This is a genomic window from Chloracidobacterium thermophilum B, assembly GCF_000226295.1.
Lineage (GTDB): Bacteria > Acidobacteriota > Blastocatellia > Chloracidobacteriales > Chloracidobacteriaceae > Chloracidobacterium > Chloracidobacterium thermophilum.
The window spans coordinates 992949-1013897 of the sequence record NC_016024.1 but is presented as its reverse complement, the minus strand read 5'-3'; the positions used below and the strand labels follow the sequence as shown (position 1 = coordinate 1013897).

At 63.2% G+C, this 20949-nt stretch carries 17 protein-coding genes and 1 riboswitch; of the genes, 7 read left to right on the top strand and 10 right to left on the bottom strand.

Annotated features, from left to right (window positions below):
• The first annotated feature begins 31 nt into the window (after positions 1–31).
• Positions 32–1921 carry a selenocysteine-specific translation elongation factor gene (gene selB, locus CABTHER_RS04225; protein ID WP_014099351.1) on the top strand — a complete coding sequence of 630 codons (1890 nt, stop codon included), beginning with the start codon at positions 32–34 and terminating at the stop codon, positions 1919–1921.
• Here the strand turns inward: selB and CABTHER_RS15525 are convergent.
• From CABTHER_RS15525 to CABTHER_RS04175, 10 genes are all read right to left on the bottom strand, one after another.
• A complete protein-coding gene (locus tag CABTHER_RS15525) occupies positions 1911–4874 on the bottom strand; it encodes a serine/threonine-protein kinase (protein WP_014099350.1) in 2964 nt (987 codons plus the stop codon). The genes selB and CABTHER_RS15525 overlap by 11 nt on opposite strands.
• 31 nt (positions 4875–4905) lie before the next feature.
• On the bottom strand, positions 4906–6444 hold the full coding sequence (locus CABTHER_RS04215) for a cobyric acid synthase (RefSeq protein ID WP_014099349.1): 1539 nt from the start codon (positions 6442–6444) through the stop codon (positions 4906–4908).
• Positions 6445–6643: 199 nt separating this feature from the next.
• The gene (locus CABTHER_RS04210; protein ID WP_014099348.1) at positions 6644–7450 is read right to left on the bottom strand and encodes an ABC transporter ATP-binding protein; all 807 of its coding nucleotides are present in this window, start codon (positions 7448–7450) and stop codon (positions 6644–6646) included.
• Positions 7451–7457: 7 nt separating this feature from the next.
• On the bottom strand, positions 7458–8492 hold the full coding sequence (locus tag CABTHER_RS04205) for a FecCD family ABC transporter permease (protein WP_014099347.1): 1035 nt from the start codon (positions 8490–8492) through the stop codon (positions 7458–7460).
• On the bottom strand, positions 8489–9454 hold the full coding sequence (locus tag CABTHER_RS04200; protein ID WP_014099346.1) for an ABC transporter substrate-binding protein: 966 nt from the start codon (positions 9452–9454) through the stop codon (positions 8489–8491). Before CABTHER_RS04200 ends, CABTHER_RS04205 begins: the two co-directional genes overlap by 4 nt.
• A 6-nt stretch (positions 9455–9460) precedes the next feature.
• Positions 9461–9991 carry a (2Fe-2S) ferredoxin domain-containing protein gene (locus tag CABTHER_RS04195; protein ID WP_014099345.1) on the bottom strand — a complete coding sequence of 177 codons (531 nt, stop codon included), beginning with the start codon at positions 9989–9991 and terminating at the stop codon, positions 9461–9463.
• Entirely contained in the window at positions 9992–12448 is a 2457-nt protein-coding gene (locus CABTHER_RS04190; protein WP_014099344.1) for a TonB-dependent receptor, read from the bottom strand. It abuts the gene before it with no gap.
• A 33-nt stretch (positions 12449–12481) separates the two neighbouring features.
• Complete coding sequence (cobD, locus tag CABTHER_RS04185; RefSeq protein ID WP_014099343.1) at positions 12482–13594, bottom strand: threonine-phosphate decarboxylase CobD; 1113 nt, start codon at positions 13592–13594, stop codon at positions 12482–12484.
• Positions 13591–14544: an adenosylcobinamide-phosphate synthase CbiB gene (gene cbiB, locus CABTHER_RS04180; protein ID WP_014099342.1), complete on the bottom strand. Its 954-nt coding sequence runs from the start codon at positions 14542–14544 to the stop codon at positions 13591–13593. Before cbiB ends, cobD begins: the two co-directional genes overlap by 4 nt.
• A gap of 169 nt (positions 14545–14713) precedes the next feature.
• A riboswitch (cobalamin riboswitch) is annotated at positions 14714–14918 on the bottom strand.
• A 191-nt stretch (positions 14919–15109) separates the two neighbouring features.
• Positions 15110–16177, bottom strand: coding sequence for a type 1 glutamine amidotransferase (locus CABTHER_RS04175; RefSeq protein ID WP_014099341.1), 1068 nt, complete (start codon positions 16175–16177; stop codon positions 15110–15112).
• A 235-nt stretch (positions 16178–16412) separates the two neighbouring features.
• On the opposite strand from CABTHER_RS04175, the gene CABTHER_RS04170 reads away from it, so the two are divergent.
• Genes CABTHER_RS04170 through cobT form a run of 6 tightly spaced genes read left to right on the top strand, consistent with a single transcriptional unit; the run spans position 16413 to position 20939 of the window.
• Positions 16413–17096, top strand: coding sequence for a DUF3386 family protein (locus CABTHER_RS04170; RefSeq protein ID WP_014099340.1), 684 nt, complete (start codon positions 16413–16415; stop codon positions 17094–17096).
• Between the two features lie 16 nt (positions 17097–17112).
• The gene (locus CABTHER_RS04165; RefSeq protein WP_014099339.1) at positions 17113–17562 is read left to right on the top strand and encodes a GatB/YqeY domain-containing protein; all 450 of its coding nucleotides are present in this window, start codon (positions 17113–17115) and stop codon (positions 17560–17562) included.
• Between the two features lie 25 nt (positions 17563–17587).
• Entirely contained in the window at positions 17588–17857 is a 270-nt protein-coding gene (locus CABTHER_RS04160) for a DUF3006 domain-containing protein (protein WP_014099338.1), read from the top strand.
• A 14-nt stretch (positions 17858–17871) separates the two neighbouring features.
• Complete coding sequence (gene purM, locus CABTHER_RS04155; RefSeq protein ID WP_014099337.1) at positions 17872–18897, top strand: phosphoribosylformylglycinamidine cyclo-ligase; 1026 nt, start codon at positions 17872–17874, stop codon at positions 18895–18897.
• A 57-nt stretch (positions 18898–18954) separates the two neighbouring features.
• On the top strand, positions 18955–19893 hold the full coding sequence (locus CABTHER_RS04150) for an alpha/beta hydrolase (protein WP_014099336.1): 939 nt from the start codon (positions 18955–18957) through the stop codon (positions 19891–19893).
• Positions 19890–20939 carry a nicotinate-nucleotide--dimethylbenzimidazole phosphoribosyltransferase gene (gene cobT / locus CABTHER_RS04145; protein ID WP_014099335.1) on the top strand — a complete coding sequence of 350 codons (1050 nt, stop codon included), beginning with the start codon at positions 19890–19892 and terminating at the stop codon, positions 20937–20939. The genes CABTHER_RS04150 and cobT overlap by 4 nt, the downstream gene beginning before the upstream one ends.
• The last annotated feature ends 10 nt before the right edge of the window (positions 20940–20949 follow it).

The window sequence follows — 20949 nt, the reverse complement described above, 5'->3', positions numbered from 1 at the left end:
CCTGCCTCTTTGGCAGGCGTGGACAGTCGGCATGGAACGCAGCGTCATCATTGGCACAGCCGGCCACATTGACCACGGCAAAACTTCGCTTGTCCAGGCATTGACCGGCACCAACCCGGACCGGCTGCCCGAAGAGCAGCGGCGCGGCATGACGATTGATCTGGGGTTTGCCCACCTGAATTACCGGGACTGGCGGTTTGCCTTCGTGGATGTGCCCGGCCACGAGCGGTTCATCAAAAACATGCTCGCTGGAGCCCACGGCATTGACCTGGTGCTGCTGGTCATCGCAGCTGATGAAGGCGTCATGCCCCAGACCGTTGAGCATCTGTCCATCTGCCAGTTGCTGGGACTTTCCCACGGTGTCATTGCCCTGACCAAGTGCGACCTGGTCGAACCCGACTGGCTGGCACTCATCCGCGATGATGTCGCCCGCTTCACCCAGGGCACCTTTCTGGCCGGCAAACCGGTCGTTGCCGTCAGCGCCCACACTGGCGCGGGATGTGAGGCGTTGCTTCAGGCGCTGGCCGGCGAAGCAGCCGCTGTCCGCCCCCACGCGGTCGCCTGTCCACCACGGTTGCCCATTGACCGTATCTTCACCCGGCCGGGCTTTGGAACGGTTGTCACAGGAACATTGATTTCAGGAACTTTCGCCGTTGGGGAAGAAGTCAGCATTGAGCCGGGCGGAATTGTCACACGGATTCGCGGGCTTGAAGTCCACGGCGTCGCGCGCAAGGAAGTCCACGCCGGGGAACGGGTGGCCCTCAATCTCACGTCTCTGGAGGTTGGCGACCTGCGCCGGGGCGATGTCGTCACACCGCTGCACCGCTTCCATCCAACGTCGCGCCTTGACGTACAGCTTGAACTGCTGGCCGACGCACCCGGTCCACTGACGGATAACACCCGCGTACGCCTGCACCACGGCACCAGCGAAGTCATGGCGCGGGTGACGTTGCTCGACGGTCGGCACGAGCTGCCCCCCGGCAACGTCTGTTTTGCCCAACTCCGGCTGGAAGCGCCTCTGCTGGCCCTGCCCGATGACCGGTTCATTCTCCGGCGCTACTCACCGGCGACAACCATTGGCGGCGGCAAGATTCTCGATGTCCATCCACCGCGCCGGCGCGGCCGCTCGCGGCAGACGGATGACGTTCTAAAACAACTGGCGGCTGGCGGCGACCAGCGGCGGATGGCATTTGTCCGGCGCACTGGCGCGACCGGGTTGACGCTTGCCGAACTGGCCAGCCTGACCGGCGACAGCGATGCCGAACTGGAAGCCTTTGCCCGCCGCACCCCGGAGTGTGTCTTCCTTGGCCCGGCCCGGCGTCTGGTCGCACAGACGGCCCTTGACCAGCTCTGTCAGAACATCACCACCACGCTCGAAACGCTCCACCGGGAACGGCCCCGCCAACCTGACCTGCCACGGGAGGAAATCCGCCAGCGGACGGCCCACAACCTGCCAACGGAAGTCTTCCAGCATGCCGTCACCCGGCTTGTCCACGAGCAACGGATTGTGGCTGATGCGCATGCCATGCGCCTGGCCAGCCACCAGGTACAACTTTCTGCTTCCGATACGGCGCAGAAACAGACCGTGGAACAACTCTGCCGCCAGGCCGGATGGCACATGCCGACGCTGCCTGACCTGTGCCGTCTGACCAACCGCCCGGCGACACAGGTGCTGGCCGATGTTCAACTGCTCATAATCGAAGGGCGGCTGGTGCGGGTCGGGGATTTTTTTCTGCACGCTGAAGCCGCGTCCGAACTGCTGGCGCGCCTGCGGCAGGCAAAAACGAAAGGTGAAACCCTCGATGTGGGGGCTTTCAAGGTGCTGTTCGACCTGCCGCGCAAGTACGCCATTCCCCTGCTCGAATGGCTTGACCAAACCGGCGTCACCCGGCGCTATGGCAACATCCGCCTTATGGCTTGATGTCCGGCGCGGCCGGTTCGGCCAGGGTGGGGGCGTGGGCGGAGCCTTCCAGGTGGCGGGGAGCGGGCAAAGTTGGCATATCGTCGGCTGACGCAGGTTTTGGCGCAGCGGCTGGATGCACCGCATAGAACTGTAGGGCCGGGATGACTGCCGCCTGAAACTCGGCAACCGACGCATACCGTTCTTCCGGCTCACGCGACAGGGCACGGCGCACGATGCGCTCCAGCGTCTTCGCCTCCGGGGTCGTTCCCAGAGACAAATGCATGGTCTGATTTCTGACGGCGACGACGTATTCGCTGAAGTTGCGGCGCGGGAATGGCACATCGCCTGTCAGCGCCTCAACCAGCATGACGCCCAGTGAAAAGATGTCGCTGCCCGCGACGGCTTCACGCCCCATGGCCTGCTCTGGCGCCATGTACCCCACTGTTCCCATCACCATGCCGGGGCGCGTGATGGTCTGCTCGTCTTCGAGGCTGGATTTGGCCAGCCCAAAGTCAAGCACCTTGATCACCGGCTGGCGGCTTTCAGCGGAGCAGTCATCGCAGATGACCACATTTTCGGGCTTCAGGTCGCGGTGGACAATCCCGGCCGCATGCGCCGCTTTGATCCCCTCAAAGATTTGGTCGAACCAGAGCGCCGCCGTCGGGCCGTCCAGTCGTCTGCGCTGGCGCAGCTCGGCCCGCAGGGAGCGTCCCCGCACCACTTCCATGACGAGGTATGCGCCGCCAGCACCCGTGCGCCCGAAGTCATACACGGCCACCAGATTGGGATGGCGCAGCGCCGCCGCCGTGCGCGCCTCGCGTTCAAAGCGGCGCAGTGCCGCCGGATCGCCAAACAGGTGCGCCAGAATGACCTTGATGGCCACCGACCGGTTGAGGCGCAGATCGTGGGCCAGATAGACCGCGCCCATCCCACCCTTTCCCAACAGGCTGTCCAGGCGGTACTTCCCTTCAATGACCCGCTCGACCGGAAGGGACAGGGTGAGTTCCGCCCGGTCATCAGCGCAGAGATTGACGTTGGCATCGTAGCACCGGCCGCACACCGGACATTCCTTGACCAGGTTGATTTCCTGTTCGTCCAGGCGCGCCAGCACTTCGCGGCGCATCCGTTCAACCCGCTCCACCTGTGCCCGAAGCCGGGTGTTGTCGTGAATGATGCCAACCTGTGCGCCAATCGCCTGCAGGGTCTGACGGTCAAGCGCCGAATAGGGTTCTTCCGATTGTTTTTCCCCCAACATCATCAAACCGACGAGCCGCCCATCGGCATTCTTCATCGGCACGAGCAGGGCCGCTTGCACCTGTTCAAGGATAGACTGCTCAAACGCACTGAGTTGTGCTTCCGGGGGCAGCGGCACATCCTGGGCGCCGGTCGCCAACTGCATGTAGTCCGCCAGCGGAGAGCGTTCTGGCAGCGACAGATACCGGCTTGGCCTCTGGGTCTCCGCCAGGGTTTCCTGCCCTGCCGCTGTAGAGAGAAACACCAGCCGAAAGGTTTTCGGATGCAGCGCCGCCGTGATTTCCCGCGTCACCAGGTCAGTCAGCTCGTCCAGCGAGGTCTGTTGCTTGAGCTGTTCGGGCAGCTCGATGAGCAACCGCTCACGGTCATACTGGTCACGAAAGAAACGGCGATCGATCCACTGCTGCAATGGCGCCTGGAAACGCAGGGCCAGTGCCGCAAAGATGCCCAGCGCCACTGAAAGCGGATTCGTCAGAAACAGCTCACGGACGGTCAGATGCGTGTTGAGCAGGGCCATCAACACCAGCCAGGCCAGCGGGACGACAACCAGTGCGGTCAGGGCGCGTTTGGCTAGGGCGTACTGTACCCCCCGCCGGACGATGACCTTCACATCGAACAGCCGGTGGCGCACGATGGTGTAACCCAGTGTCACCGGGATGGCGATGTAGGTTATCTCGGAAAAAAAGGTCAGAAGCTGGTAGGTTGGATTGGCGGCCAGCGCCCCGCGATACGCTCCAAAAACCACCTCGACGGCGGTCAACACGGCAAAGGGAGCAATACCGACCAGTGTCCCATACACGGCCCACTGAATTCGGCGGCGGTCGTCTGGTTCCTTCAAACGCCGGTAGTTCCCGGTGACAACCACAACCAGCACGACAAACCCGGCCAGCAGGTACACCAACGCCAGCGGGTCAAGGGCATAAAAAACCGTCCCGAAGCGAATCATCAACTCGATGGCCTGCGGCCGCCCCTGTACCGTCACCCAGTCCAGCCAGCGATACCCACCCCCAATGAGCGCCCCAAGTACGTAGCCAAGCACAATGACCGGACGCCATACCGCAGCCAGCCGTGCGCGCGACGGGAAACGGGCGTAGAAGTGCACCCCCAGCGCCAGGAAGATCGGGTACGACGTGACCATGGCATAGAACAGGGTCAACTCCACCGTTGAGAACAACGGCGCGACCGGTTCCAGCATGCGAAAACAGGGAATGGCGGATGTGGCAAAAGCGGCCAGCGCCGCCAGCCGCGCCAGTCCGTCTTCCGGGCGCAGAAACCCCAGAAAGAGCGCAAAACCGGCAAACGACAGCGTGACGAGGCCGTATGCCAGCGCGTGCCACACGAGTTGCCACTGCCAGCGCAGAGACGAGGTCAGGGTCAGTTCCCGCATCTCCGCCCCCCGGGAAACCTGCAGGGTGTAGGTCTGCCCCGGTGCGATGTCACGCAGGTGCAGCCATATCATCCGGTCGCGGGCGATGGGAAACAGCCGCGTGTCGCCATTGATGGCCACCAGCCGCCAGCCGTCCACCTCGCGCAAGGACTCATCCCTGGCCGCCAGGGCATAGTGGTCAGCTTCAACCTTGTACTGCCACCCGAAATCCTTTTCATACCCACCGTAGCGCCCCAGAACAACTATCGCAAAGACGATGTAAAACAACGCCACGGCCGCCAGGCCACAGGTAACAACGGTAAATGGATGGCGGGTGAGGCGGAATCTCATACGTACGAGGGGAAGGAAAGCTTGGGGGCGATCAGGCTGCGAGCCAACGCTCGATCCGGGTCACGTCCAGCGCCGTACGCAAGGCCGCCGCCAGATCGTCCAGGCGTTGCCGTCGCTCTGACCGGTAGCTGCGCAGGCTTTCGGCCGGCGACAGATGACACATGCGGCGGACAGCCGCGATGAAGTGATGCCGGAAATTGTCGTCATCAAACAGTCCGTGCAAGTACGTTCCGATGATTCGTCCATCCGGTGAAACGGCGCCATCCACGACCTGTTCCCCGGTGGCGCGCACTACGTCGAACAGCCCTTCAGCGCCGGGGGCATAGACGGTCTCGCCCAGATGAATCTCATAGCCTTCGGCGCGCAGGTTCGGCGCCGGCTGGCCAAACAGGGTCGGCGGCCGCCAACGCCCGGTGGCTGGCGTCGTCCACTTCCTGGACCGCAGCACGGTCACAATGGGCAGGCATCCCAGCCCCTCATCCCAGCCACCGCCTTCCGCGCCGGTCGGGTCTTCAATCCGCTGCCCAAGGATTTGCATCCCACCGCAGATGCCCACCAGCGGCCTGGTTCGGGCATGCGCCAGCAGCGGCGGCACAAAGCCACGTTCGCGGAGGTAGCGCAGGTCGTGCAGGGTTTGCTTCGTTCCGGGCAGGATGATGACATCTGCCGCCGCCACGTCTTCAGGACGTTCCAGAAAGGCCAGGGCCACGGAAGGCTCTGCAGCCAGGGCATCAAAGTCCGTGAAGTTCGACATCCACGGCAGCGCGATGACGCCAATGCGCAGCGGTCGCTCCGGCGTGTTTGGCAAGCTCTTCCAGATGCGGGCCGGTGTCTGGCGGTCTTCCAGCGCCACGCTGTCTTCCTCATCGAGCTTGAGGTTGGGCAGGTATGGGACAACGCCCACACATGGCCGCTGCGTATGGGCTTCCAGCATAGCCAGCCCCGGTTCGAGCAGCTTGCGGTCGCCCCGGAACTTGTTGATGACCGTCCCGCGAATCCGCGCGCGGTCGGCTTCGTCCAGCAGCACAAGTGTCCCCACCAGAGAGGCAAACACTCCGCCCCGGTCAATATCCCCCACCAGCAGGCAGGCGGCATTGGCCGCGTGTGCCATACGCATGTTCACGATGTCGTAGTCGCGGAGATTGATTTCCGCCGGCGAGCCGGCTCCTTCGAGAACGATGAGATCAAACTGTTCAGCCAGGCGGGTGTAGCTTTCCAGAACACGCGGGAACAGTTCCCGTACCCGAAAAGAAAAGTAATCGCGCGCCGTCAGGTTGCGCCAAACCTTCCCCTGAACGACATACTGCGCCGTCTGATCAGACGACGGCTTGATGAGAATCGGGTTCATGTCGGTCGTCGGGGCCAGTTCGCAGGCTTCGGCCTGAAGCGCCTGGGCCCGGCCGATTTCTCCGCCGTCGGGTGTGGCCGCCGAGTTGAGTGCCATGTTCTGCGCCTTGAACGGAGCAACGCGCCAGCCGTTCTGTCTGAAGATGCGGCACAGCCCGGCCGTCAGCAGCGACTTGCCCACATGGGATGCCGTCCCCAGCACCATCAGCGCCCGCGCCGGCATGGTGAACACCTCCTCTGTCTGCGTCTGTCCGGGTATGTCCCGAAAAGTGGGCTGCCAAAGAGAACCACCGTGCTTTTAGCCATGATGTCCACGGCAAAGCCAGCCCTCTGTGGCGATCAGCCCGGCCATTCCGGGCGACGCTCCCACAGACACTTACGGCAAAAACAGGCCTGCACGATGCACGGGTCTGTTCAGAGGACTAGCGCGGATACTCCGCCACTTCAGCGGCAACCGGCCCCAGGTGAAAGACAAAACTCATCCACCCGCCGCGTGACCGGTACATTTCCACCTGTACGCCAAACACGTCGGCCAGCAGGCGTTCGTTCATCACCTCTTCGGGCCGGCCCTGCGCCACACACCGCCCCCCCTGCATCACCGCCACCCGGTCAGCATAACGGGCGGCGGCATTGAGATCGTGGACGGCCATCACGATGGTTTTGCCTTCGCGGGCCAGCCTTCGGCACAGCTCGTAGGTTTCAAGCGCGTGCGCCACATCCAGACTGGCCGTGGGTTCATCGAGCAGAATCGTCGGCGCTTCGGTTGCCAGGCTGCGCGCAATGAGGACGCGCTGGCGCTCTCCGCCGGAAAGCTCTGTGACCAGCCGCGCGCGCAAATCCAGGATGTCGGCCCGCGCCATGGCCTGTTCAATCACGGCGCGGTCGTGCGCCCCTTCCGGCTGGAAACGTCCCAGATGTGCGTGCCGTCCCATGGCGACGATGTCGCGCACGGTAAACGCAAAATCCAGATGCGTATCCTGCGGAACGACTGCCACTTTCCGCGCCACTTCCCGGCGCGACCACTGGCGCAGGTCACGGCCTTCCAGATAAGCCACACCACGGGTTGGTAACAGCAGCCCGGCAAGCAACCGAATCACCGTTGTCTTCCCGGAGCCGTTCGGTCCGATCAGGGCCAGAAAGCTGCCTGGCGGCGGCGACAGGGACACTTCGCGTACAATCGCCTTGCCATTCACCTCAAACCACACGTCGTTGAGTTCAAGAAATGCCATAAAAGCTTCACACCGTGGCCGCCCACGTGCGCCGCGACCGGATGAGCAGGTAGAGAAAGAACGGCCCACCGACCAGCGAGGTGACGACACCCGGACGCAAGTCCGACAGAGACGCCAGACGGCACACCATGTCAGCCACCACCAGAAAGGCCGCTCCGCCCAGAAACGCCGCTGGCAACAGACGGCGGTTGTCCGGCCCCATCACCAGACGCAACAGGTGCGGCACAATCAAGCCAACAAACCCAATGGCCCCCACGGCCGAGACCGCCGCCGCCGTCACCAGCGAAGCCCAGACAATCAGGTTGCGGCGCAGCGCCGGCACGTCAATCCCCAGCGACAGCGCGGATTCTTCACCGGTCAGCAGCAGGTTGAGTTCCCGGCCGTGCAGTGCCAGCCAGACACTCCCCACCAGGGTCAGCGGAAATACCAGCGCCACGTGGCCCCACGAGCGCCCTTCAAAATCCCCCATCAGCCAAGAGAGCATCTGCCGCCCGACCTCCCACTGGCGCAGCGACAAAGCGAGCACAAACGAGGTCAGGGCCGACACGATACTGCCCACGGCAACCCCCGACAACAACAGGGTCGTGACCGACAGCCGTCCGCGCCCGCTTGACGCCAGAGCATAGACGACAAACGTGCAGCCGAGCGCGCCGATGAAAGCGCCTGTCGGAGCCAGCAGCATCGAGAAGGTCGTCGCGCCAAGATACAGCGCCGTCACCGCCCCAAAAGCCGCCCCCGCCGAGACGCCGATGATGCCCGGCTCGGCCATCGGATTGCGAAAAATCGCCTGCATCACGGCCCCGGTCAGCGCCAGCCCGCCTCCGACCAGCGCCGCTGTCAGGACGCGCGGCAGACGTACCCACAACAGGACGGTTCGCTGCCACGCCGGATAGTCACCTTCGTTGCCGGTCAGGACATCCCACAGGATGCGCATGGCGCGCAGCGGGGGCACATTTGCTGTCCCCAGAGCGGTTGCCAGAATGACCACCCCGGTCAGCAGCAGCGTCAATCCGGTCAACATCCATGCGTCACGGCGCGTCATGGCGAATTCTGCTGAAACCGGTCAGGATGCAGCGCCCGTGCCATAGCCCACGCCGCCCGCGTGTTGTAGTGCGAGTTACAGAGCAGCAGGCTTGAGGGCAACGTCACCACCCGGCCGGATTTGACGGCCCGCACGTCCTGCCACACCGGGTCCTGTTCGAGTGGTTTTGGCGGAATGACCAGCCGCATACCGACGGCACCGTGCGCGCGACCGCCGGTGTCGGGTACAAAAATCACATCCGGGTCCATCTCAATGACCGTTTCGAGGGCGATTTTGCCCCACGCCTTGATGCCGGCTTCCCGTGCGGCATTGCGCGCGCCGGCCGCATGAAGTAACTCATCGGTGTAGGTGCCAATCCCGGCGGTGTACCCATAACCGCTTCCGATGTAGAGCGCCCGTGGCGCTGGCGCATCAGCCACAATGCGGCGGATAGTCGCCAGTTCACGATTCATCCCGGCAATCAGGTCTTCCGCCCGCGCCGGTTCGCCAACGGCGTTGCCAATAAGCCGGATGTTTTCCTGAATTTCGCTAATCGTATAACCACGGTTGATGCGTACGACACGCACACCGCCCAGCTCAAGCAACGACACGGTTTCTGCCGGGCACGCAGCCCCAACGAAGACCACATCCGGTTCGAGCGCCAGAATTTGCTCGACCCGGATCGGATTGGACGCCACCCGTCCCGGAATCTGCGCGGTGCGTTCCAAGATGTTGCATAGGCCCGGATTGTCGGCATCCTGGCTGAGCGCCAGAATCCGCTCCGGCGCAACCATGTCCATGACGATTTCATTGACATTGTATTCGGTTGAAATGATGCGTGATGGGCGCTGCGCTGCGGTGTTGTCGCTGTGGTGCGGCATCGAAAGCGCAGCTTTTTGCCAGGCAAAGCCGTACTTCCCGGCCAGCGCTGACAGCCCCAGCGCCAATACCACCAGTCCCAGATTGGCCAGAAGTCGTGTCATGAAGGCTTACCCGGACACCTTTCCGACAGCTGTCACCTGTCCTGCCGCCGGGTCTGCTGAAGGCGGTTGCGTCAGGTCACTCCGCTTCTCACTGCGCCAGACGCCGGGTGAAGCGGAATCAAAGATGTGGCGGTTGAAATGCCGCGCCGCCAGCGCGCCGGGCGGAGGGAGATACCGCCCGGCGGCCAGCATGGCTTCAAGGTAGTCAAACACCGCCATCACGGTCGCTTCATCGTTGACGGAGTGCAGCCAGACCGTTTCCCCGCCAAAGAGAATGAGGATGACGTTGGCCAGTGGGCACGGGCCCAGGCAGCCGGTGACTGTCAGGTGCACGCGCAACCGCAGCCCACGCCCTTTCCACTCACGCTTGTAGGCGTCGAGCGGTACGGCTGGAATCCCCCGCTCCGTCTGTCCGCAGCAGCAGCCCTGGCAGACGAAAAGCTGCCCCTCGATGACGCGCAGTTCCCTGACGACGCCATCGGCGCGCACCACATCGAGAAAACGGTCTGGCGGCCCGGCTTCCATTTCGGCTGCCACCTAGAACTGGAAGGCCACACCGCCGCGCCCCACGACACCCGGCGCCAGCCAGCCGTTTCCGGTGAAGTAACGCCGGTTGAACAGGTTTTCAACCTGACCGTAGAAACGCAACGTCCGGTCATTGCCGACCGGAAGGGTGTAGCTGCCCATGACATCGGCCTTGACATAGCCCGGCACTTCAAACGCCCGTGACCGGTTGACGGCAAACAGCGCCGCATAGGTGCGGCTGTAGGCCGCCAGGTCAAAGTTGATATTGACGCGCTTGCCGAGTGCCTGATTGGCCACAAAGGTGAAGGTGTGTTCGGCAACACCAAAGATGCGGAAAAAGCCGCGTACCGATACGTCGCGGTCCGTGCCGGCGCTGGTGTGGGTGTAGGAACCATTCAGCGTCAGCGTCGTCGTGGGACGCGCATTGAAGCTGACCTCAACGCCGCGTGAAATACCGCCCGAACCGTTGATGTATCCCGAAGAGCGCCCGTAAGGATCGGTGGCCGGATTCAGCACGCCACTCGAATCAAAGGCTGTAATCTGCACGACGCGGGTGTAAAAGCCGGTGATGCCGATTTGCAGCCGGTCGCGGAAAAAATACTGGTCCACTCCGGCGTCAAACGAGTTGTACCGGTCCGGGGCGAGGAACGGATCGCCATAGGGCGTGAAGTTGACCAGACCGGTGACGGGATTGTTGAAAAAGCCACCCCCGAAGCGTTCATAGAGCGCCGGCGCGCGATAGGCATTGCCCACGTGGGCGCGCAGCTTGGTCCTGGTTGTCGGGACGAAATACGAGGCTGAAATGTCTCCGGTGTAGGCCGTTGGCGGTGCTTTGAGCTGCACGTTGGCGTAGGCACTGGTCGTCCCGGTCGCCACAAACGTGGGACGATTCAACCGGAAGCCCTGCGTCCGTCCCGACAGGGAAAGCTGAAGCCGGTCTTCGAGCAACCGGAACTGCGCCTGAAAGTAGCCGGCATGGGCGTTCTGGCTGATGTTGGTCTGTACGTTCACCCGCCGCCGGGGATCGGGCAGGCGGTTGTCCTGCCGGTCAAAGTAGGCTTCGTGTTCAAACTCGTAGCCGGCCGTAAAGGTGAACCAGCGCGCCGGCTGCCAGTTGACCCGTGCATCCACGGTGTCAATGTCGCCGACATAGTTGAGGAAGTTGGAAGTAACCGGCTGGAAGCCAAAGCCGCCGGGGCCGTTCTGAAAGACGCGCGCCGTATGCACCCGCTGCCACGCCACCCGGTAGCCTACCGTCGGGTTGATGGTGTGGTTGAAGATGACCGCTCCCATGGCAAAGTCAGACGACCGGCGGTTGTCCGGGTCCTGCCGGTTGGGAATGATGGTCGTATCTCCCCAGATGATTTGGGAGGACGGCACACCGGCAATCAGCCGCCGCACCTGGTCGGCCGGCAGAAACCGCGCCGGAATGACGCCGACCGTGGGAAAGTTGGCCGCCGGAATGCCCGCCGTCGTCGGACTGATTTGCAGCGCCACAAAGTCGTCTGAGGCATTGACGCGCCCGGTCAACGAAATGTTGGGCGTGAAGTCATAGCGCAGCGTTCCCTGAACCCCCGTGCTGCGCGTGGGCGTCCAGCCGTTGACGCCGCGTGTGACGTTGAGGTGCGTTGTGGCAAAGCTGTAGGTGAAACGGTCGCCGGCCAGTCCGCCCTGAAGCTGAAACCGTCCGCGAAACAGTCCCAGTCCGCCACCTTCGAGTTGCAGTGAGCCGGTTGTCGGGCCGCCGCCGGGATTGGAGACGATGTTGACGACGCCGCCCACGGCATTCGTCCCGTAGAGCGACGAACCCGACCCGCGCAGAAACTCCACCCGTCCGAAATCCACAAAGTTGAGGTTGGACATAAACGATGTGGCATCACCCTGTGTGGTTGAGGCATCGCGGAAGCGCAACCCGTCGTAGAGGATGGCTGTGGCATCCGGGCGCAGCCCCCGCGTCCGAAGCTGGGTAAAGGCGCCCGGACCGCCGTTGTTGAGAATCTGGATACCCGGCGCGGTGCGCAACACTTCGTAGAGGGCAAACTCGTTGCGGTCGAGGATTTCCTGGCGGTCAATGACGGTGATGGCCTTGGAGACCTCATCCACGGTTTGGGGCGCACCAGCGGCCGTGACCACCACGACATCGGCAATTCCTTCCACCTTGAGAGTAACGTCGGCAGCCTCGCCGGGTGTGACGCGGCGCGTCGTCCGGGCAAAGCCGGGCGCTTCGGCCTCGATGAGGTATTCGCGTCCGGCCACGTTTTCAAAGGCATATTCGCCGTTGGCACTGCTGACCGTCGTGAGCCGCACACTGACATCACGCCCCTGCAGGGCCACTCTGGCATTGGGAACAGGGCTTCCCTGTTCATCCAGGATGCGTCCCCGAATGGCATTGGACTGGGCTGCGGCGCTACTGACCAGCAGCAGCCACCAGGCAGCGCCAAGGATCAGACCACGAAAGATGGAACTCATGGCAGGTTTTTCCTTTCATTTCATTTCCGGTACTCACCGGGAATCTTGTGAACTGGTCAACTCCGCCTGCCGTCGTTCCTCAAGCCAGCGTACCAGCAGGGCGACCAGATGCGCGTTGGCGGCATCGTCGCGGACGGCAACCCGCACATAGCGGTCGTCCAGACCGACAAAATCCGTGCAGCGGCGGATGAGGACGTGGTGTGGTTCCAGCCAGCGGGCCAAATCCGTCCCTGTGCCGCGTGGCAGGCGGAGAAGCAAAAAGTTGGCCGCACTGGGAAACACCGTGCAGCCGAGTTCATCGAGGGCGTGGGCAAAGGTGCGCCGGGCGCACTCGGTACGCAGGCGCGTCCGGGAAGCAAAATCCTCATCGGCCAGGGCGGCTTGGGCTGCTTCGAGCGCCGGTACGCCGACGGGCCAGGCGGCCGTCTGACGGCGCAACTCCTGCGCCAGCGGCGGGTAGGCAACGGCGACCCCGACGCGCAAGCCCGGCATCGTGTAGAACTTTGTCATCGAACGCAGGACGACGACGTTGGGCAGGTTGGCGGCTTTCTGAATCAGCGAGTTTTCGGGCTGGTAATCCACGAAGGATTCGTCCAGCACGACCCGTACGCTGTGCTGGGCCACGGTACGGACGAACTCCAGCAGGTGCTCCGGCGGATAGGCGACGCCGGTTGGGTTGTGCGGTGTGTTGAGCAGGACCGTATCCACGCGCGTTTCGCGGATGAACGGCCCAAGCTGCCCGAAGTTGGGCTGAAAACCGTCTTCAGCACGCAGCGGCCAGGTGACGAGACAGGCGTTGACGGCCACGAGCGCCCGGCGGTACTCGGTAAAGGAAGGTTCCAGCAGCAGGACGCGCCGGGGACGCCAGATGCGCAAGGCATCAAAAAGCAGTCCCGATACGCCGTTGCCAACCACGACGGCTGCCGGATCGAGCCGATGGCGTTGCGCAAAGCTGGCGCGCAGCGCCGTGTCGTCGGGGTAATGTGTCCAGTCCGCCTGCGCCACCGCCGACCTGACGGAAGCCGGCGGCCCCCAGGGATTGAGACTGGCGCTGAAGTCCAGCACTTCCGTCGGCGCAATGCCCCACCGCTGCGCCGCCTCGAAAACACGTCCACCATGTGCGAGTAACCACGGAGAAGGATTCATCGGGGCCCTCCCAAGCTGAAGATGAGCGCCGCTGCGAAGCCGAGCCAGGAGACCCGGGCCACGAGCCGCCGCGCCGTTTCAACAGCGACTATATCCAGCGGACGGAGAGCCTGACCGAGAAAAGGTGTGACGTGGGGAACGCCGGCGTAGGTGTTGCGGCCGCCCAGGCGGACGCCGAGCGCGCCGGCCATGGCGGCTTCGGGATGTCCGGCATTCGGGCTGGCGTGGCGGTGCGCATCCCGCCGCCACGTGGACAGCGCGCCGCGCCAGTCCGCGCCGCCAAGTGCAGCGGCCACCACCAGCAGCAGCGCCGTCAGCCGCGCCGGAAGCCAGTTGGCAAGGTCATCCAGCCGCGCTGCAAACTTGCCAAACCAGAAGTAGTGTTCGTCTTTGTGACCGATGCAGGAATCGAGGGTGTTGATGGCCTTGTAGGCCAGCGCTGCCGGAACGCCGCCCACAGCCAGATAGAACAAGGGCGCAATGATGCCGTCCGAGGCGCTTTCGGCCAGTGTTTCCACCGTTGCCCGGCAGACTTCGCTTTCACTGAGTTCGGCAGTATCGCGTCCGACAATCCGTGCCACCCGCGCCCGCGCGCCGGGCAGGTCATGGCAAAGCAGACGGTCAACGACCGTGGCGGTTTCATCCAGCAGGTCTTTGGTCGCCAGCGTCGTGGCGGCCAGATAGACCATGACCATGGCGCCAAAGGTCGGCGACCAGGCACACAGGCTGCGCAAAGCCAGCCAACTGCCGCCATAACTGAGACCCACCAGCGCCAGTGACAAGCCGGTTCCGGCCAGAAACAGGCTTGCCGGCCCTGTGGCCAACGGGCGCAGTCCCTGCTCGCCGATGGCAATGAAGCGTCCCATCCAGCGTACGGGATGAGGCAGCCACGGCGGATCGCCAATGAGGCGGTCAAGGGTGTAAGCGGCAATCAGGAACAGCGGCGACATCAACGCTTCCGTGGCCCACGTTGACAAGACGGGCCAAGCCAGTCAGGGCGTCAAAGCCCCGGCAACTTCAGTCGCACGCACTGGAAAGCAAACAGACGAAGAACCTGCGCCCGAAACGGACGCCGGTCGGCAGACTGTTGGCCGCGCAGCTCCTTCCGCGAGAAGCTTTCCGTGCGCGTGGCTTTGGGCAGGTCTCCTGACTTCGCCGTTTCGCGCCGCGCCTTCCCACGCTGGTGCGCAGTGGCTCACTGAGGAAATGGCGCGAAACCTGATGTTGGCGTCACAGTGGCGGGACCGTGCGGGATTTGCACCCGCTTCCCTATTATCCCGTTCGCTTGCTTGAAGCAACGGGCACCCAAAACCAAAAGAACCTTACTCTGCGGACAAGCTATATCCTGAAACAGACGGACGCAAGAGAAACAGACGGACGCAAGAGCCAGCTTGAACGTGTGGCCGGTACGCACACGGGAAGGAACGGTGCAGATACCGCTTTCGGCCCCGGCGTGGAAATGCCTTGGGCAGCGATGACCCGGAATCAGGAACCGGGTCAGGAAAATGGCCGGCATCAGAGGCCGGTCAGGCGGTCGGCAATGTATTCGCCTTCAGCTTCCGGCGTGGGGACTTCCGCCGCCGGACGCGCTGGCGGAAGCGCTTTCCCGGAACTGCCATACCCGTTGAGCCGTTGCCCGCTCGCCGCAACCGCATAGGCCGGCTGGGCAGGCTGGGTTTGGACAACCGGCGCCGGCAGAATGGCTTTCTCGTGTACCAAATCCGCCTTACCACGGTGTTTGAGCGCCTCGATGAGAAAGTTCTCAAACATCCGCCGTCCGTCCCGGCTTTCGTTCCGGTGTTCCCACGGGCTGGGCAGCTTGCGCCAGTCCTCGAAGGATTTTTCGAGGTGAAACTGCACGCCATAGAGCAACTGCCCGTCGCCGCGCTTGACCATAATCTGGTTGCGGGTCAGCTCACTTTTGGCCAGCAACGAAAATCCGGGCGGCACGCGCTCCAGCATCAGCCCGTGGTTTTGCCACACCCGCAGGGTGTTTTTCGGCAGCCGCCGCCCACGTTCGGTCAAAATACCGGCAAACAGCGGGTCCTGTGGGCGCAGGACGTGGATGAGGTAATACTGGTACTCCCGCATGCGCTCGGTACGTTTTTCCCACGGGTTCAAACCGTCCAACGTCACCACCCGGACGCCAAACGCCTGCCCCATAATCTGATGTCCGCCACAGATGCCCAGCACGGGAACCGTCGTGCGCTGCAGAAAGGACTCCAGGTTGGCAATGAGTTTCGGATTGTAGAGATCAAAGTCGCGCAGCGTGCCGCTGATGATGATGGCATCGGGGTCAAAATCGGCGACCCGGGCATCCGTCAGCTCATTGAGGCGGACCACCAGCCAGTGTGGCTTGACAACCAGGTTGTTGATGTTCTGGGTGATGTTTCCGATGGCGAATCCAGCGATCTTGCGTTCTTCGGCAACCCACGCCTCGGCATCGAAGTTGGGTTCGTCCTTCGCTTTCTCGTTGAGGTCAGACATGCAGGCGATGAGATTATCCAGCACCAGCACCCGCATGTGCTCGATGCGTTGCACGATAGGCTCGAACTCACAGTAGTTTTTCCACTGTCGCGCCATAGAAACACAGTCCTTTCCTCGTCACGGGGACGCCGTTGGGGAACCATGGACAACCAACATCAAACCGTATTCGCTTACCGTAGCCAATCCGCCGAAGGTTTGTCAAAATACACACCTTGCATCCATCATCCTGACCGCACGCGGGATTGCACGACCACGGCCGTGCTGGGTATGCTGTTGGACGCATCTCCCTTCGCCGGCTCAAAAACCTGAACCCGTTTCAAGATAACGTACCATGGCTGTTTCTGTCACCGTACCCGACGCCACTTCCACAACGGCCGAAACACTGCTGCAAGACGCGCGTGCCCGCCGGGCCACCTTCCCGGATGACCAGTTTCACGGTTTTATGGCAGCCGTGACCTTCCGTGAAGGCAGCCAGACCTTCACCGGCCACGTCACGCTGAAAACCATCCGCGACATCACCCTTGACCTTCCCGGCGCGAGCCAGGAGAGCCTGGAGTGGCTGCGCGGGGTGTTGGCGATGAACCTGGCGCACCGGCTGGAGCGCAGCGGCGGGATGCCCGTGCCGACCAACTATCCCGTGTTCATTGCCGAAGGCGAGGACAATGCCTTGGGGGTCAAAATCGTGTTCGAGGGCGACCCGCTCGGCTCCAGCTACCGGATTCAGGATGGCGTCATCACCGAAGTTTGCCGGCAGATGCACGGCTCGCGCTTCACCATCACCACGCTTGACGTGGTCATCACTGAAGACGGGCGTAACCTGCCCAGGCACTACGTTGTGACCTACTTCGATCCCGAAACCGGCCGGCTTTCGGGCGTGGCCCAGTACACGGAACACTACGCGCTCGTTGGCGGCATCCACCTGCCCACTTTCATCCGTATCATCGAAACCAACCAGGAAGGCATCACGACGGTTCGCGCCATCGAACTGCATGACCTTACCCTGCTGGCGGATTAAGTCTGATTGAGCCTGTATGACGCTTCGTGAACGCCTGCTTGCCGACCTCACCACGGCGCTGAAAACCAAGGACACCGCCCGCCTCGAAGCCCTGCGCATGGTGAAGGCGGCGCTCCAGAAACAGGAAATCGAGGTGCAGCACCAGCTTGACGATGCCGAAGTCATGGCGCTGCTTTCGACCCTGATCAAACAGCGCCGGGAAGCCGCCGAGTCCTTTGCCAAGGGCGGGCGCGCAGATTTGGCCGCCAGGGAACAGGCCGAACTGGAACTTCTGGAAAGCTACCTGCCGGCGGCCGTCAGCGCTGACGAACTGGAGTCCATCGTCACGGCTGTCATTGCCGAAACCGGAGCCAGTTCACCCAAGGACATCGGCCGGGTGATGAAAGCTGTCATGGCCAGGCTGGCCGGACGCCGCGCCGACGGGAAAGCCGTCAATGACCTCGTGCGCGCCAAACTCTCCGCCTAAGCCATTATCTGAAAGGCCGATACCCATGGACGATCCGGCAACTTCCAGCGCCTGCCACCTCGTCGTGGACAGTTTGACCGAGGGCCTTGCCCGGCTTGTGCTCCACGACAACGACCGGGTGTATTTCGACTGTCCGGTGAGCCTGCTTCCGGCCGGGTTGCGCGAAGGCGATCACCTGCGTGTGACCTTCACGCTCGATGAGGACGCCCGTCTGCGCGCCCAGGCCGAAGTCAAAGCTCTGCTCCGCGAACTGACCCAGGGCCAGGACCCGGACCAGAAAGATTTCTATCTCTGAATGGAGAAACCACCGTGGTGACATACCGTGACGCCGGCGTGAATCTGGCGGCCGCTCAGGAAGCCAAGCGCCGCATCCGCCACCTGGCACAGACGACGTTCAACGCCCAGGTGCTCAGTGACATCGGCAGCTTCGGCGCACTGTTTCGCCCGACCTTTGCCGGCGCCACTGACCCGGTGCTTGTGGCGAGCGCCGACGGCGTTGGCACGAAGCTCAAAATCGCCTTTCTGACCGGCATTCACCACACCGTGGGTTACGACCTTGTGGCCCACTGCATCAACGATATTCTCGTTCAGGGCGCGCGCCCGCTGTTTTTTCTCGACTACATTGCCACCGGGCGGCTGGCCCCTGGCATTGTGGCCGCGATTGTGGACGGACTGGCCCGGGCGTGCCGCAACTTCGGCTGCCCCCTCATCGGCGGCGAAACGGCCGAAATGCCCGGTTTCTACGGCGATGGCGAGTATGACATCGCCGGCTTCATCGTCGGCTGGGTGGACCGTCCCCACATCATTGACGGGAAAACCATCCGCCCCGGCGATGTCGTACTGGGACTGCCCTCAGTGGGACTGCACACAAATGGCTACAGCCTGGCGCGGAAACTGTTTTTTGAGACGGCGCGCTACGAAACCGATACCCAAGTTGAAGCCCTAGGCTGTACGGTGGCCGAAGAACTTCTCAAACCGCACCAGTGCTATCTGCCGGCGCTCGAACCTCTGCTCGGCAGCAGACAGGTGAAAGGGCTGGCGCACATTACCGGTGGCGGTCTGCTCGACAACCTGCCCCGTATCCTGCCCGCAGGGTGTGCGGTGGAACTTCGGCGCGGGAGTTGGCCCATCCTGCCGGTCTTTTCCCACCTTGTCGCCTTGGGGCAGCTTCCTGAAGAAGAAAGCCACCGGGTATTCAACATGGGAATTGGCATGGCGCTGGTCGTGGCCGCAGGCGACGCCGAGGCCGTTTCCCAAAACCTGCGCGCGCGCGGCTATGAAGTCTTCACGATTGGACAGATCATCGCCGGCGATCAGACGGTGCGGCTGACGTGAGAGCTGACTTGAGCCGGGCGGGAACAACGCGCACGCCTGGCAGCGGAGGTGTATCCGATGCCCCTGCATCCACAGGCAGAAGCTTTTCTCAACCAGATGGCGGCGCTGGGCAATCCGCCCATGTGGACGCTGACGCCGGAGCAGGCGCGGGCGTCGTTCCTCGCGCTCCGGGCCCTGGCCGGGCCGCCGGAACCTGTGGCCCGCATCGAGGAACGGCGCATTCCGGGCAGCCAGGCTGAAATTCCCGTTCGCCTGTACGCGCCGCCGAGCGACCAGCCGTTGCCTATCACGCTCTACTTCCACGGCGGCGGGTTCGTCATTGGCAATCTCGACAGCCACGACAACGTCTGCCGCATTCTGGCCAACCGGACTCCGACGCTGGTGGTCTCGGTGGACTACCGGCTGGCCCCGGAACATCCCTTCCCGGCAGCGCCCATTGACGCTTACGACGCCCTGCAATGGACGGCCGCCCACGCGGCCGAACTGGGCGGCGATCCGGCGCGGATTGCCGTTGCGGGCGACAGCGCTGGCGGCAACCTGGCCACCGTGGCCGCCCTGATGGCGCGCAATCGCAAGGGAAAGCTGCCGGTGTTCCAGTTGCTCGTCTATCCTGTGACCGATGCCACCCACAGCCAACCGTCCTATGAGGCTTACGGCACAGGCTACCTGCTGACGAAAGAAACCATGCAGTGGTTTTTGCGCCACTACGTCCCGGCCGACCAGGACCGGCGGCATCCCTATCTCTCACCGCTCTTTGAAAAAGACCTGTCCGGGCTGCCTCCGGCGCACATCATCGTGGCTGAGTACGACCCCCTGCGGGACGAAGGCACAGCGTATGCCCGGCGCCTTGAAGCCGCCGGTGTGACCACCTCGGTTTCCTGCTATGCCGGCATGCTGCACGGCTTTTTCGCGCTGACGGGCTTGTTTGACGACGCTTCCCGCGCCCTCGATGAATCGGCAGCCGCGCTGCGCCGGGCCTTCGGTACGCTGTCATGACGCACTGGTGGCAAAGTCTTCTGGAAAACATCCATCCACCGCAGCCGGTCTGGGCAGAAAAGGCAGCAGTGCGGCAGGCCAGCCTTGTCAAACCGCCGGGCAGTCTCGGCCGCTTGGAAACCCTGGCAGCCCGGATAGCTGCCATTCAGGCGACGGAAACCCCACAGTCCCGGCCACGGGCAATTGTGGTTTTTTGCGCCGACCATGGCATCTGTGCCGAAGGCGTCAATGCGTTTCCAACACGGATCACCCACCAGCACCTGCACAACTTCATCGGCGGCGGGGCAGCGATTGCTGTTCTCGCCAGACTCACCGGCAGTGAACTCGTCATCTGTGATGTCGGCATTGACGCCGATGTTTCGCACATGTCCGGTATCCGGCACAGCAAGGTACGCCGTGGGACGCGCAACTTTGCCCACGAACCGGCCATGACGCCGGAGGAATGCGACGCCGCCCTGCACGCCGGCTACACAACGGTGTCCGAACTTCGTCAACGGGGCATCCGGGCCGTGGCGATTGGTGAAATGGGCATTGGCAACACGACGGCGGCGGCCGCGGTCACGGCGGCCCTGACCGGCAAGCCACCCGAACTGGTGACAGGCCGTGGCAGCGGACTTTCACCGGAAGGCGTCGCGCACAAGGCGGATGTCATCCGGCATGCCCTCGAACGCCATCGCCTGCGCCCCGATGCTCCGTACGACATCCTGGTGAACGTTGGGGGGCTTGATCTGGCCGCCATGTGTGGGGCGTTTCTGGGGTGCGCGGCTGAAGGACTCATAGCCGTTGCCGACGGATACGTTTCGACGGCCGCCGCCGCCGTGGCCGTCGCTCTGGCACCGGCGGCGCGGGAGTTTATGGTGTTTGGGCATCGTTCGGCCGAGCCGGGGCATCAGGTGTTGCTTGATTTGCTCGGAGTGACACCGCTCTTGCAGCTTGACCTGTGTCTGGGTGAAGCCAGCGGTGCGGCTTTGGCATTTTCAATTCTCGATGCAGCATGTAGCCTGCACGTAGGCATGGTGACCTTTGCTGAGGCCCAGATGGGCTAAAGTCACGCAA